Genomic DNA, 13,751 nt, shown 5'->3' with positions numbered 1-13,751 from the left:
ACGTCCTTATAATTCTTCTACAATAATATTGTGATTTGTATACACACAAATATCTGCCGCTACATTTAAACTTTCTTCCGCAATTTGTGCAGCAGTTAAATCTTTACCATGTTTCTTAAGGGCTCTTCCTGCAGCCAATGCAAAATTGCCACCCGAACCAATAGCTAAAATCCCATCATCTGGTTGAATAACTTCACCTGATCCCGAAACCATTAGCATTTCATCTTTGTTCATCACGATAAGCAAAGCTTCTAATTTCTGTAGTGCACGATCTGAACGCCATTCTTTTGCTAATTCAACGGCCGCTCTTGTTAAATTGCCTTTATACTCATGCAGTTTGCCTTCAAATCGTTCTTCTAGCGTAAAAGCATCCGCTACACTACCAGCAAACCCGACTAGAACTTCATCGTTATAAATGCGCCGAACTTTGCGAGCCGTTCCTTTCATAATAACACTTTCTCCCATTGTAACTTGACCATCACCAGACATAGCACAAGCTCCGTTATGTTTTATTGCAAAGATTGTTGTTGCATGAAATGTTGTCATCGTTATTCCTCCATTAAATCTCGTTAAATTTCACTGTGATTAAGCTCTTGGATGAAATTTACGGTAGTTTTTTTGTAGGTGCTCTTTTGTTACATGCGCGTATATCTGTGTTGAAGACAAACTAGCATGTCCTAATAACTCTTGAACCGTTCTCATATCTGCTCCATTGTTTAATAAATGTGTTGCAAAAGTATGTCTTAACATATGAGGATGTATTTTAGACGTTAAACTGCTTTTTTTGATCACTTGATTTAAAACATACTCTATTCCTGAACTTGAAATAGGTGTTCCATATTGGTTTACAAAAAGATAAGAATGCTCTTTTTGATACTTTTCCATTAATACAGTCCTTCCTTTTTCAAGATAGTCCTGTATAGCTGCTGTTGCATAATGACCGAACGGTACGTAACGTTCCTTATTCCCTTTACCGCGAATCAAAACAACACTTAAATCAAAATCAATATCCTTCATTGTAATATTTTTACATTCGCTGAGCCGAATTCCAGTTCCATAAAGCACTTCTAAAAGTGCTTCATTTCTAAAATCTAATGGCTTTTCTCCTTTTACAGCTTCAAATAATGCCTCTATTTCTTTCTCATAGAAAAAGCGAGGCAAACGAAGCGTTTTCTTTTTTAGATGAATATAAGAAAAAGGATTCTCAGTTACGACATGATTCTTTAGAAGAAACTGGTAAAAAGCCCGTAGACTTGATATTTTTCTAGAAATTGTATTGCGACTTAATTGACGGTCACTTAGTTCGCCTAAAAAAATACGAACATCTTGCAGGCTGACTGATTCGTAACTCGGTTCGCCAGTGGCCGACAAAAAATCCGTAAATTCATTAATATCTTCTTCGTAAGCTTTTTTAGTTAGTTCGGAGTAGTGCCGTTCAGTAATTAGATAAAGAAGAAATATATTTTTTAATTCATTGTTAGTCAAAAAACCCCTCCACTCCTATGACAAAATTACTTTATCACAGAAGCAAAAAGATTACAATTGATTGACTTAATTGTGTTTTGAATTTAGTAGATTTTCAATAACTGTCACGATTCAAATCAGAAAAAAGTCATTCATATTTATTCCTGAACTTCTTCTTTGTAGTCACAGTTACTACAAATGACTTGTGTTTTGCCTTTAGTTTTCTTTTCTGCTAGATAGTGATCACATTTCGGACAGCTTCTACCAATTGGTTTATCCCACGAAACAAATTCACACGCAGGGTATCTATCACAACCATAAAACAGTCTATTTTTTTTAGATTTTCTTTCGATAACTTGTCCTTCTTTACATAATGGACATGTTACTCCGATTTCTTTAACTATTGCTTTTGTATTTCGACAATCTGGAAAGTTACTACAAGCATAGAACTTCCCAAATCGTCCCAATTTAATGACCATTGGATGACCGCATAATTCACAATCAAAACCAGCAGGCTCGTCTTTAATTTGGATTTTTTCAATATTTTCTTCTGCATTTTCTACTTCTTTGATAAAAGGTTTATAAAAACGATCAATAACCGTTACCCATTCTTCTTTTCCTTCTTCAACCGCATCCAAATCTTTTTCCATTTCGACAGTAAAATGGATATCAACAATTTGAGGGAAAAATTCTACAACTAAGTTATTGACAATGAGGCCTAATTCAGTAGGCTCAAAGCGTTTACTTTGGATTTTAACATAATACCTCTTCAGGATAGTATTCAGTGTAGGAGCATAGGTAGAAGGGCGTCCAACGCCGTTTTCTTCCAATGTTCTGATTAGCGTTGCCTCAGAATAACGGGCAGGTGGTTGAGTGAAGTGCTGGTTTGGTTCAATATCAACTGATTTCACGGTATCCCCTGATTCTAGTTCTGGTAAAACATTCACTTTTTCTTCTTTAGCGTCATCCGTTCCTTCGATATAAACTTTTTGATATCCTGGAAACTTCAAAGTTGACCCATTTGCTCTAAACAAAACAGTATCTTGAGTAATATCAACTTTTACCGTGTCAAAAACAGCTGGGGTCATTTGACTAGCTACTAACCGAGACCAAATAAGATTGTATAGTTTATACTGATCCTTAGTTAAATATTTTTCAATATCTTTTGGTGTTCTCATCACGCTAGAAGGTCGAATAGCCTCATGGGCATCTTGTGAGCTAGCTGCTTTTTTCTCTAAACGTGGTTTTGAAGCAGAGTATTCTGGGCCATATTCTTTTGTGATAAAATCAACAACGTCATTTTTAGCAGAGTCCGCTATTCGTGTTGAGTCTGTTCTCATATATGTGATTAACCCTACCGCTCCGCCACGGCCTAAAGAAATTCCTTCATAGAGTTGTTGGGCAATCATCATTGTTTTTTGGGTTCTAAAGTTTAATTTTCTAGCGGCCTCTTGTTGCATGCTGCTGGTTTTAAACGGCAATGCTGGGTTACGCTTACGCTCTTTTTTTGTTACCTTACTAACTTCGTATTCATCGCCTTTTATTGCTTGAATAACTTGTTTCACATCTGCTGCATTTTTAAGTTCCATTTTCTTACCGTTCAAACCATGAAAATGGGCTTTAAATTTTTTAGTGCCTTTTTTAAAGTTTCCTTCAATACTCCAATATTCTTCTGGTTTAAAATCTGCAATTTCTTGTTCTCTTTCACAGATCAACTTAAGTGTAATCGATTGTACACGTCCTGCACTTAACCCTTTTTTTACTTTTCTCCAAAGAATTGGACTAATCGTGTAACCCACAAGACGGTCAAGTATTCTTCGCGCTTGTTGAGAATCCACTAGTTGCATATCTATCGAACGAGGCTCTTTAAAGGCTCCCTTAACAGCTTCTTTCGTAATTTCGTTAAACGCAACTCGATTCTTATCCTTTATGTCTAATCCTAATAAGTGACTAAGATGCCAGGCTATTGCTTCCCCTTCTCTATCCGGGTCAGCTGCGAGATAAACTTTTTCAGCTTTTTTTGCGAATTTTTTTAATTCTTTAATTAGTGGACCTTTGCCTCTAATCGAAATGTACTCGGGTTGATAATTATTCTCTACGTCAATAGCCATGCGACTCTTTGGTAAGTCACGTATATGACCTAGACTAGCAACAACTTTGTAGTTCTTCCCTAAATATTTTTCAATTGTTTTTGCTTTAGCTGGTGATTCAACAATAACCAGGTATTTATAGGCCAATGAAATGCTCCTTTCAAGTGAGCTCATATTTTCTTATCTCAGTTAATTTAAACCAAAAGAGAAATCGTTAATCATCTTATGCTATCTCATACCCATTTGTCAACTATAGAAATTAAAAAAAAGTAAACGATTCTATTTTTCACGCTATATAATAGAAGAAAAAATGACTATTTATATAATAAACAAAGTCATTTAATCGAACGTTAATCAAAAAAATACTCTTCTAAAATATGATTAGCAGATAAAACGCATTTAGCTCCCTGCATAATTAAATGATTGGTTCCCTCTGAGTAAGGGTTCGTAATTTCTCCTGGAATAGCGAAGACCTCTCGACCTTCTTGTAAAGCTAAGTTAGCTGTAATTAAACTGCCGCTGTTTTTCTGAGCCTCTACAACTAATGTTCCTAAAGATACTCCTGCAATAATTCTGTTTCGCATAGGAAAATGGTAAGGCAAAGGCTTTACACCTAGAGGGTATTCTGAAATAAGTAATTGATGATTTCCTATTTCTTTCTGTAATTTTCTATGTTCATAAGGATAAGTATAGTCTAAACCTGTTCCAATAATAGCAATTGTATTTCCACCTAATAACAGCGTTTTTTGATGAACAGCGCAATCAATCCCTCTTGCCAATCCACTAACGGTTACGATTCCATTTTTTACTAAGTCCGGTAACAATTTATCTAAAATCATTGGACCATAAGCAGAGTTTTTTCTTGAACCGACAATCGCTAATAAATTATTCTCTAATAGCTGTAAATTGCCTTTGTAAAATAAAAGTACAGGTGGGTTATAAATTTGCTTTAAATATTCTGGATAGTGTTTATCTAATAATGTAATCCAGTAAATATTTTGATTTTCATAACTTTTTTTTAATTTTTCTGGATTTACGAGAGCATAACTTTCTAAGAACGCCTTTTTATTTTTAGTAGGCAAATTAGCATAGTGTGCTAATTGATAGGCTGTTAGGTGACAATTATCTATTAAAGCCGAAACCATCCTAACTTGACTAATTGGTCCGATTCCTTGACAATGTGCCAAGCGAAATATGTGCTCTTCAATTAACTGTTTATTCATTAGATTCTCCTTCTCTATTCATTCTATAATCAAAGTATCCGCACTGCAAAACCATCCTCATTAATTCCGAAAAAAAACACTACCTAGTATAAAAGGTAGTGTTTTGCATAGACTTAAAAACTAATTTTTTAACGCGTTCCTGACTGGAGCGAAAGAATGACGATGAATTGGGCAAACGCCGATTTTTTCTAAACCTTCCAAATGGATTTTCGTTCCGTAACCCGAATTTTTAGAAAAACCATACCCTGGATATAATAGGTCGTATTCATTCATTATACGGTCACGGGTTACTTTAGCAATGATACTCGCAGCAGCAATAGATAGACTTTTACTGTCGCCTTTAATTAAGCTATCTTGGGGAATAGTTGTTGGCAATGTCATGGCATCAATTAACAAATAATCTGGAGCTAGCGGTAGATTTTGAATCGCTTCTAACATGGCTAACTTAGTTGCTTGATAGATATTAACATCATCAATAACATCTTGATTTTTTATTCCAATTCCAATTCCTAAAGCATGTTTTTTTATGTCAAGATAGAAGGCTTCTCTTTTTTCGCTAGACAATTGTTTTGAGTCATTGATCCCTAAAATTTGAAAATCTTTTGGTAAAATAACCGCTGCAGCAACAACCGGACCAGCTAAAGGTCCTCGACCTACTTCATCAATTCCAGCAATAAATGATAGTCCGTTAGCCCAAATGGTTTCTTCATTTTGTAGCATAATTTTAAGTTTCTTTTCTTTATCTTGTTGCTTTTCTAGACGTTTTTCCCAAGCCTTTAAAGCTGCACCTACGCCTTTTCTTTGGTCTTCTCTAAGGCTAGGAATACGACCATCAAAAGGTGAGTCAATATCATTGAGTAAGGCTTTTACAGCAGCAATAGATAGTGGTTTATCCATTTATCTCTTACCTGTTTCACTAGGAGACTGTTCAGGGATATCATCTAGGGTATAACGTCCAACTTTTCCACTACGAATCTCATAAATAATCATTTCTGCAGCTCTGCTATAATCATCAATAAAGCCTCTTCTTTCAGTAATAAGCATTAATAAATCTGGCGATTTCAATTTCATTTCTGCTTCATTCAGACCATATCGAGCCGCTAGATTTACTGGGTATTTTTCTTTCATTATTTCCAATCCATATAAGGCAATATCATCCAATTGTAATATGGTGTCTTTTATGGCTCCAGTTAAAGCTAGTTTTTTACCTACTTCTGGATCTTCAAATTTTGGCCATAAAATACCTGGTGTATCCAGCAAGTCAAGTTCTTTATTTAATTTAAGCCATTGTTGAGCTTTTGTTACTCCAGGACGATTGCCTGTTTGGGCAACATTTTTTTTAATGAATCGATTAATGAGCGTTGATTTCCCTACATTAGGAATACCAATACTCATGGCTCTAATTGGGCGAGGTTTTCGTCCTTGAGCTGCCATACGATCAAATTTAGGTTTTAATAATCTTTTAGCTTCGCTCATAACCTTTTTCATTCCAATACCTTCTTGCGCAACAATTGGAACAGCTGATATCCCTTGATTATTAAAGTAAGCAACCCATTTTTGAACTAAAATAGCATCTGCTAAATCACTTTTATTTAAAATAACGATACGTGGTTTTTCTCCGATTAATTCATCAAGTATTGGATTACGACTTGATAATGGAATTCTTGCATCTACAAGTTCAAATACCACATCGACTAAAGTGAGTTTCTCTGTGACTTGTCTTCTGGCTTTAGCCATATGTCCTGGGAACCATTGAATTGTTGTCATGTTTGCTCTCCTTTTACCATTTAAAAAAGAAAGGGGCGAAAAGGCCTCTTCCTTTTTTATGGTGTTTTTTTAATTTATTTCGTTAATGTGCCAAAACTTTTTAAAGGCCAAATCCGAAGATCTATTGTTCCTGTTATAGAGGATTCATCGATAAAGCCAAATATTCGACTATCTAATGAGTTAGTACGGTTATCACCCATTACAAAATAGGAATCCTCTGGAACTTTTTCCATGCCAGTTAAAGAAGCTAAAGTAAAATCATCTGTTAGTGTTTCACCAGGAACCAACTTATCTTTAACTGAATCTAAGTAGGGCTCCTCAACGGCTTCTCCATTGACATACAAAGTTTCATCTACCATCATTACTTCATCACCAGGCATACCAATAACTCTTTTAATGTATTGTTTGTCTGAATTATTCAGTTCACTAGACTCCTCAGCGTTATTGGGAGCCGGAAAAACGATAATATCAAAACGATCTGTTTCTTCAACTTTATTTAGAATTAATCGATCATTATCATGAAGTGTTGGATACATTGAATCCCCTTCGACACTAACGGGTACGAATAAGAAATGGCGAATAAGTAAAAAAATTATAATAGCAATTGCTACATATAATAAAGTATTTCCTGCTTCAGATGCAAAACTTTTCTTCTTTTTATTTTTCGAGTAATCTCCACCATTAGCATAACGAGCTTTTCTAGGTTCAAAATTTTCTGTTTGCGAATCTCTTCCATCTGAATACGTTGTTTTACTCATGAATTACCACTACCTTCTATTAAATTATTGAACAATGGACAAACGGTTAAATGGATAATAGATCAAAGCTGCTTCACCAATAATATCAGCGGAAGACACAGTTCCAAAATAACGACTATCATTGCTTGATCTACGATTATCTCCAAGAACAAAATAGTCGTCTTGAGCAATAATTTTTTGGCCAGTCATTTCTTCTAGTGTAAAATCAGACGTCCACAAACCACTAGCTTTTTCGGCAAATAAATTGTTTAAGAATGGCTCCTTTACCAATTTATCATCGATATACAGTTTATCGTTTTCATAATACAGTGTCTCATTTGGTAACCCAATGACTCTTTTTACTAAAATACGGTTAGCTTCGTCTTTAAAAACAATTAAATCAAATCTGTTAATCTGATATATGGTTCTTACTATTATTTCATCGTTTTGTTGAAACGTTGGTATCATTGATGCACCTTCAATAGTCATTGGTAAAAATATAAAATTCCGAAAGAAAATTGTCAGTACCACTGCAAATAAAAAGGGTTTAAACCAATCCCACAAATGGCTCTTCCAAGTTTTTTTCTCCATAACTGTCGCTCCAAACTAATCTATTTGATTCTATCATACAAGAAAACAGTATAAATAACTATTTATTTTAAAAAAACTAAGATAAAAAAAGGAAGAAGCACCTTTTTTTATCTTATAGGATTAGTTATTTATTTTTTAGATACTCTAAACCTTTTTCGTATTGTGTATCGTTTTCTTTAATTAAATTGCGAAGATCTTCAATCATCGCGGTTGCTGTTTCCCCGGAAACAATCCCATTACTTTCTAGTTTATGTTCAATTTGGAACTGTTTGATTGTTGAAACTGTTCCTTCATCAAGATAACCATCAATCGGACCCGTCTCATAATCTAAAGCACTAAATACTTTTTCAAGATTCTCAACTTCATCCGAAACATCACCTAATTTATATTCTTTTGTACTATCGATAAGCAATAATTTAGTATAGTCTGGTAACTCAACTGGAATAGTTGGTTCTATTCCTTTTTTATTAATCCATTTGCCAGATGGTGTAAGCCATTTAGCAATGGTTAATTTTAGTTCACTATCATCTGGGAAACTAGCAACCGTTTGAACTGTACCTTTTCCGAAAGTTTTCGTCCCAATAACAGGAATATCTGCAGACTCTTTTAAAGCTCCTGCAAGAATTTCAGATGCACTAGCACTTCCTTCATCTACCAAAAGTACAGAGGGTTCCGTTACTTTAAAATTTCCCATTGTTTTATTGTCTGCTACTATCTTAACCGGATCTTGATCTTTTTCTTGTGTTTGCATGATAACGGAACCTTCTTCAACAAACATATTCGAAATATTTAGAGCGCCATCTAATACTCCACCTGGGTTTTGTCGAACATCGAAAATAAACGATTTAGCTCCTTTAGTTCTTAACTCTTTTATTGCCGAGACTAATTCATCGTAGGTTGGGTTTGAAAAACTTGTGATTGAAACATAGCCAACTGTTGGATTTTTCTCATCTAAATTATAAACCACTGTTTCTACTGGAATGGTATCCCTAGTAACAGAAACTTCAAATTGCGTTTCGCCACGTAGGATAGTCAACAAAACTTTTGATCCTTTTTCTCCTCTAATGAAGGAGACAGCTTCATTTAGAGACAACCCTGTTAAGTCTTTATCGTCAGCCTTTAATAAAATGTCGTTAGGTTTTAGTCCTGATTTTTCTGCAGGGGAACCTGCTATAGGAGAAACAATCATAATAGAATCTCCTTGTTTCATAACTTCAGCACCGATGCCTTCAAATGAAGCCGAAATGGTATCATTTAAGGAGGTGGCTTCTGAAACATCTAAATATTGTGTGTAGGGATCGCCAACAGCATCAACCATTCCGGTTAAAGCTCCTTCAATAAGTTTATCGTCATCTATATCTTCAAAATACTGGCTAAGAAGCTGATCATAAACTGCCTCAACTTTAGAAAGTTTTCCTGAATCATTACTCTCGTTCTCACTAATTGGATCCTCTTGTTTTGTTTGCGCTGTCCAAACGTAAGTTCCACCAACAGAGATAGCTGCAACAATAAATAAAGAAATGAGGAAAGTTGTCAGCTTAATCTTTTTCTGATGTTTTTTTTTCGATTCTTCCTGCATAAGGCAACTCCTCTCGCATACATATAATCTAGTTTATTTTTTTGATATTCTGACAGCTGTTTCTAAAGCTAGAATCATCATATCGTTAAATGTTGTTTCTCGTTCTTGAGAGGTAGTCTCTTCCCCAGTTAATAAATGATCGCTTATAGTTAATATTGTCAATGCCTTGCGATCATATTTAGCCGCTAAAGTGTACAGACCCGCTGCTTCCATTTCGACAGCTAGAACACCATAATCAGCTAATTTCTTTTTATCCAACTCTTCATTATAAAAACGATCAGCTGATAAAACATTTCCAACTTTCATATTCATTTCTTTTTCAATACCGATATCATAAGCCGTTTTTAATAACTCAAAATTAGCTAGTGGTGCAAAATCAACTTGATTATGAAACGTATGGCGATTAATACTAGAATCTGTCGTGGCTCCTTGAGCTAAAACAACATCCCTAATTTTAATTGAATCTTTCATTCCGCCACCAGAACCGACACGCATTAAGTTTTGAACACCGTATTCTGTAATCAATTCTTCAGCATAAATCATCATTGATGGAAGTCCCATACCAGTACCTTGAACGGATACTCTGGTCCCTTTATACATTCCGGTATATCCAAACATATTGCGGACTGAATTGTATTGTTCTACATCAGTTAAAAATGTTTCAGCAATATATTTTGCGCGTAAAGGATCTCCGGGCAATAAAATCGTTTCAGCAATTTGTCCTTTTTTTGCATTTATGTGTGTACTCAATTTGTATTCCTCCAATTAGTGTTCTGTTAGTTTTCTTTTTCTAAATACCTTTCCCACGCCTCGTCAAAGATAGACATTTCAGGTAAATAATCGCCATTTAATTCTAGATAATGACTTATTTTTTGGTAATCCTCTGACTGTTTTGGAAATCCAACATCAAGATACGCATTATTAGCAAATAATGTGATAGCATCTTTTTTGTGTGGATCTCTTTCTGTCATTAGGTAATGATAAAATGAACTACGCATAAAAGGGTGATACTCCTTTTTACTATTATTTATAAACTTACCAAACAGACTAATGATTCATTTTACTTGTTTGGTAAGAAAACATTTATACGAATATCATCATTTTCTAAATCAATCTTTTCAGCAGTGAAGTGCATGCCACTTTCTAAATAAAATTCATTTAAATTAAAAACAATAATTTCTTTTTTTGTATCAATGGCTACCCATTTAGGGACTTTTAATTGTGATTTTATTAAGTTCATAGCAAAAGAAATAGGCAGATCTAATGCGCCTACTGAAATTCGTGTTGCTTTAAATTGAAGATTTCCATTTTCCATTACAAACGGATCTAGGAATAATGAAAAACCTACATCACGACCAAATAATTGAAAGATCCCTGAAAGTTGTGCTTCTTTATCTAAGATAAAATTGAAATCAACTTGTTTATTTGACAATTCCTCATCAATATAAGTGGTAACCAATTGATTCAGATCTTTTTTTTGCGCATAGATTTGAAAAGTGATCTCTTCTTCTTCAGTTTCACTTAGTTCTAAATTAGGTTCCCCTTGGACAACGGGTGTCAATTGAATGGTTAACCAAATAGTAACCCCTAAAACGATTGATAGTAGCAGTAAAAATGCCCATTTCCAAAAATTTAGTTTTTGCTTTGTATTCTTTTCCTCCATATTAAAACCCTCTCTAAGGATGTTTATTAGCTAATCTTCTACAACTCTATGGTCTATAATAACACGATACAACTCATTGGCTATCAATTGATAGCCTTTATCATTCGGATGAAACAAGTCTTCTTCATACAAAAACGCACTAGTATCTGTTTCTTCTGAACTATTTCCTGTTTTAGAAACGACTGATTTTTCATCTCCATTAAATAAATGACTTAATGAAAAGTAGGTAGCCTTATTTTTTTTTGCTATCGACTCAGTAGCTGAATTCCAAGAAAGTAAAATATCTTTCATTTCGGTCATCTCTGGAAAAATAGAACTATAGGGATTGTATAAACCAAAAACATAAATTTCTGCCGTTTGGTTTTGTTCTTTTATTATTTTTAAAATGCTAGAAAGATTCTCTTTATAGTTTTTCTCAGGTTTAAGAAAGCTCTCTTCATTAATTCCAAGTTTTTCTTTTTTCACCGTTTGAATAAGATCGTTCCCTCCAGCTGTTAGAACGATGATATCTGCTTTTTTTATATCCGTTTGAAGTTCTTGTTGTTGTTCGATTCTTTCTAATATCTCATCACTACGCTCGCCTGTAACCCCGTAGTTAGTTGTTGTTACATTATCAATTCCAGGAGTATCTCTCAATTGATCAGCAACCAATGGAACATACCCTCCATTTTGAGTGCTGTCACCGACACCCTTAGTTAACGAATCACCTATTGCTAAAAAATTGATTGTATTTGTTACATCTCCCTGTTTTCTTACAGTCGAAGGCTCCTTTTTAGTTGTCAGTAGATTTAAACCTTGAAAAACGATAAACGTTCCAATCGTTAAAATTATGCAAGTAACTAAAAAAGAACGAGCTACTTTCATCATATCATTCACCTCCATTTATTAACAAAATAATGCTTTTTATTTCTCATAATAAATGATTGAAAATGCCCCTGTTCCTGTATGAGTTGCAACTCCTGGACTAGTGTGGCTGATTGTCATTGGAATATCTGGAAGTAACTGTTGGAAACTCTCTTTTAATTCATTTGCATAGTCAAAGTCACCCGCATATGAAAACGAAATCTCTGCCAAATTTTTAGTTTTAACAATTTTTTCTCTAACTGATTGATTAAACTTAGTAATGGATTTCATCCCACGACATTTGACTCGAGTTTCTAAACTTCCATCAACCATCTCTAACATTAACTTTATATCCATCATGTGAGAGACCGCTCCCATTACTCGGCTAATTCTTCCACCCTTAATTAAATTATCTAGTGTGCGAATACATATAAATAAACGTGTATGTTGTTTTATTCTCTCAATTTCATCTAAGATAATGGATTCTTCTACTCCATTTAAAGCTAATTTTGCAGCTTCAATAACTTGAAATGATAACCCACGGTCGGTGAACGTACTATCTATAACTGTAACTTTAGTCTCTGTCATCTTAGCAGCCTGTCTTGCAGCATCAACTGTTCCGCTGAACGATTCAGTCATATGGATGGAAATAACCTCCCCACCATCTTTACCAAGTTCATCATAAAGTTCGATAAATTTGCCAAGAGCTGGTTGACTCGTTTTTGGTAGGCTAGTGGATTTCTCCATTAATTCCATGAATTCAACTTTACCAATATCTATTCCATCAATATAGGTCTTTCCATCAATTAAAATACTTACTGGTAAAATGTGAATACCTAATACTTTGATCTCTTCTAAACTTAATTGAGCCGACGAATCAGTTACTATTGATATTTTATTCATCTAATTTTTTCCCATCTTTCTACATGCAATTTCTTTTGCACTTATGATATAATTTAATTATTGAATATACTTTTTTCAATCAAAATGTCTTTCTATTTAATACAGTTGGTAACATAAAATAGTATAACAGATTCTCGAATCTTCGTATACTTATCTTCAAAGGTTTTAATAGAGAACAATATAGACTAGGGGATGATAAAATGAGTGAAAAAAGTACGCTTGAACCTACTGTTTTCTCAAAAAAATACTTAATCCTTAATGAGATTTTTAATGCTTTAACACATGGTATTGGACTTGGTTTAAGTATTGCAGGTTTAGTGATTCTCTTATTAAAAGGATCTAATAACGGAACAACACTAGCCATTGTTTCTTATGCTATTTATGGATCAACATTAATTCTTTTGTATTTGTGCTCAACTCTTTATCACAGTTTAGCTTTTACAAGGGCAAAAAAGATTTTTAAAACGTTCGACCACATGAGTATTTTTCTCTTAATTGCAGGAACATACACTCCTTATACTCTGATTGCTATTGGTGGAACGTTAGGGTGGATTCTTTTTGGTATTGTTTGGAGCATCGCTTTTATTGGAGTCATCTACAAAGCTTTCTGGATCAATCATCTTCAAAAATATTCAACTTGGTTATACATTATGATGGGATGGATATGTGTATTTGCTTTAAAGCCAATTTATCTAGGTCTAGGTTTTAATGGATTCCTACTGCTTTTCTTAGGAGGTCTTTCATTTACCGTAGGGGCCATTTTTTACAGCTTAAGAAATGTTAAATTTATGCATGTTGTCTGGCATCTTTTTGTACTAGCTGGAACAATTTTCATGTATTTCTCTATTCTTTTTTATGTTTGATTTTTCGAAATTTTTAATAAAAAAGGAT

The 13,751-nt window shown here is 34.2% G+C and carries 15 protein-coding genes; 1 reads left to right on the top strand and 14 read right to left on the bottom strand.

Annotation, left to right across the window (positions count from 1 at the left end; genetic code table 11):
• Positions 1-6: 6 nt before the first annotated feature.
• The 14 genes from hslV to WBF61_RS07025 all read right to left on the bottom strand — a co-directional run bounded on the left by hslV (position 7) and on the right by WBF61_RS07025 (position 12,860).
• Positions 7-546: an ATP-dependent protease subunit HslV gene (gene hslV / locus WBF61_RS07090; RefSeq protein ID WP_424255173.1), complete on the bottom strand. Its 540-nt coding sequence runs from the start codon at positions 544-546 to the stop codon at positions 7-9.
• A 39-nt stretch (positions 547-585) separates the two neighbouring features.
• Positions 586-1,485 (bottom strand): tyrosine recombinase XerC, encoded by a 900-nt coding sequence (gene xerC, locus WBF61_RS07085; protein WP_424255171.1) that lies wholly within the window; start codon positions 1,483-1,485, stop codon positions 586-588.
• A 137-nt stretch (positions 1,486-1,622) separates the two neighbouring features.
• Complete coding sequence (topA, locus tag WBF61_RS07080; RefSeq protein WP_424255169.1) at positions 1,623-3,701, bottom strand: type I DNA topoisomerase; 2,079 nt, start codon at positions 3,699-3,701, stop codon at positions 1,623-1,625.
• 203 nt (positions 3,702-3,904) lie between these two features.
• Positions 3,905-4,777 (bottom strand): DNA-processing protein DprA, encoded by an 873-nt coding sequence (gene dprA, locus WBF61_RS07075; RefSeq protein ID WP_424255167.1) that lies wholly within the window; start codon positions 4,775-4,777, stop codon positions 3,905-3,907.
• Positions 4,778-4,897: 120 nt separating this feature from the next.
• Positions 4,898-5,674 (bottom strand): ribonuclease HII, encoded by a 777-nt coding sequence (locus WBF61_RS07070; RefSeq protein WP_424255165.1) that lies wholly within the window; start codon positions 5,672-5,674, stop codon positions 4,898-4,900.
• Entirely contained in the window at positions 5,675-6,544 is an 870-nt protein-coding gene (gene ylqF, locus WBF61_RS07065; RefSeq protein ID WP_424255163.1) for a ribosome biogenesis GTPase YlqF, read from the bottom strand.
• 74 nt (positions 6,545-6,618) lie between these two features.
• Positions 6,619-7,302, bottom strand: a complete 684-nt coding sequence (gene lepB / locus WBF61_RS07060; protein WP_424255161.1) for a signal peptidase I — start codon at positions 7,300-7,302, stop codon at positions 6,619-6,621.
• Positions 7,303-7,326: 24 nt separating this feature from the next.
• A complete protein-coding gene (gene lepB, locus WBF61_RS07055) occupies positions 7,327-7,872 on the bottom strand; it encodes a signal peptidase I (protein ID WP_424255159.1) in 546 nt (181 codons plus the stop codon).
• Positions 7,873-7,996: 124 nt separating this feature from the next.
• Positions 7,997-9,451, bottom strand: coding sequence for a S41 family peptidase (locus WBF61_RS07050; RefSeq protein ID WP_424255157.1), 1,455 nt, complete (start codon positions 9,449-9,451; stop codon positions 7,997-7,999).
• Positions 9,452-9,484: 33 nt separating this feature from the next.
• Positions 9,485-10,201 carry a purine-nucleoside phosphorylase gene (deoD, locus tag WBF61_RS07045; RefSeq protein ID WP_424255156.1) on the bottom strand — a complete coding sequence of 239 codons (717 nt, stop codon included), beginning with the start codon at positions 10,199-10,201 and terminating at the stop codon, positions 9,485-9,487.
• A 26-nt stretch (positions 10,202-10,227) separates the two neighbouring features.
• Positions 10,228-10,449 (bottom strand): YozE family protein, encoded by a 222-nt coding sequence (locus WBF61_RS07040; RefSeq protein WP_424255154.1) that lies wholly within the window; start codon positions 10,447-10,449, stop codon positions 10,228-10,230.
• Between the two features lie 62 nt (positions 10,450-10,511).
• Positions 10,512-11,114: a YpmS family protein gene (locus tag WBF61_RS07035; RefSeq protein WP_424255152.1), complete on the bottom strand. Its 603-nt coding sequence runs from the start codon at positions 11,112-11,114 to the stop codon at positions 10,512-10,514.
• A gap of 30 nt (positions 11,115-11,144) precedes the next feature.
• Positions 11,145-11,981: a GDSL-type esterase/lipase family protein gene (locus tag WBF61_RS07030; RefSeq protein WP_424255151.1), complete on the bottom strand. Its 837-nt coding sequence runs from the start codon at positions 11,979-11,981 to the stop codon at positions 11,145-11,147.
• Between the two features lie 36 nt (positions 11,982-12,017).
• Positions 12,018-12,860, bottom strand: coding sequence for a DegV family protein (locus WBF61_RS07025; RefSeq protein WP_424255150.1), 843 nt, complete (start codon positions 12,858-12,860; stop codon positions 12,018-12,020).
• Between the two features lie 200 nt (positions 12,861-13,060).
• On the opposite strand from WBF61_RS07025, the gene trhA reads away from it, so the two are divergent.
• Entirely contained in the window at positions 13,061-13,723 is a 663-nt protein-coding gene (gene trhA / locus WBF61_RS07020; RefSeq protein WP_424255148.1) for a PAQR family membrane homeostasis protein TrhA, read from the top strand.
• The last annotated feature ends 28 nt before the right edge of the window (positions 13,724-13,751 follow it).

The organism is Carnobacterium sp. (genome assembly GCF_049673005.1).
Lineage (GTDB): Bacteria > Bacillota > Bacilli > Lactobacillales > Carnobacteriaceae > Carnobacterium_A.
The sequence above is the reverse complement of the archived record's forward strand: the minus strand, read 5'-3'. Positions and strand labels throughout refer to the sequence as shown.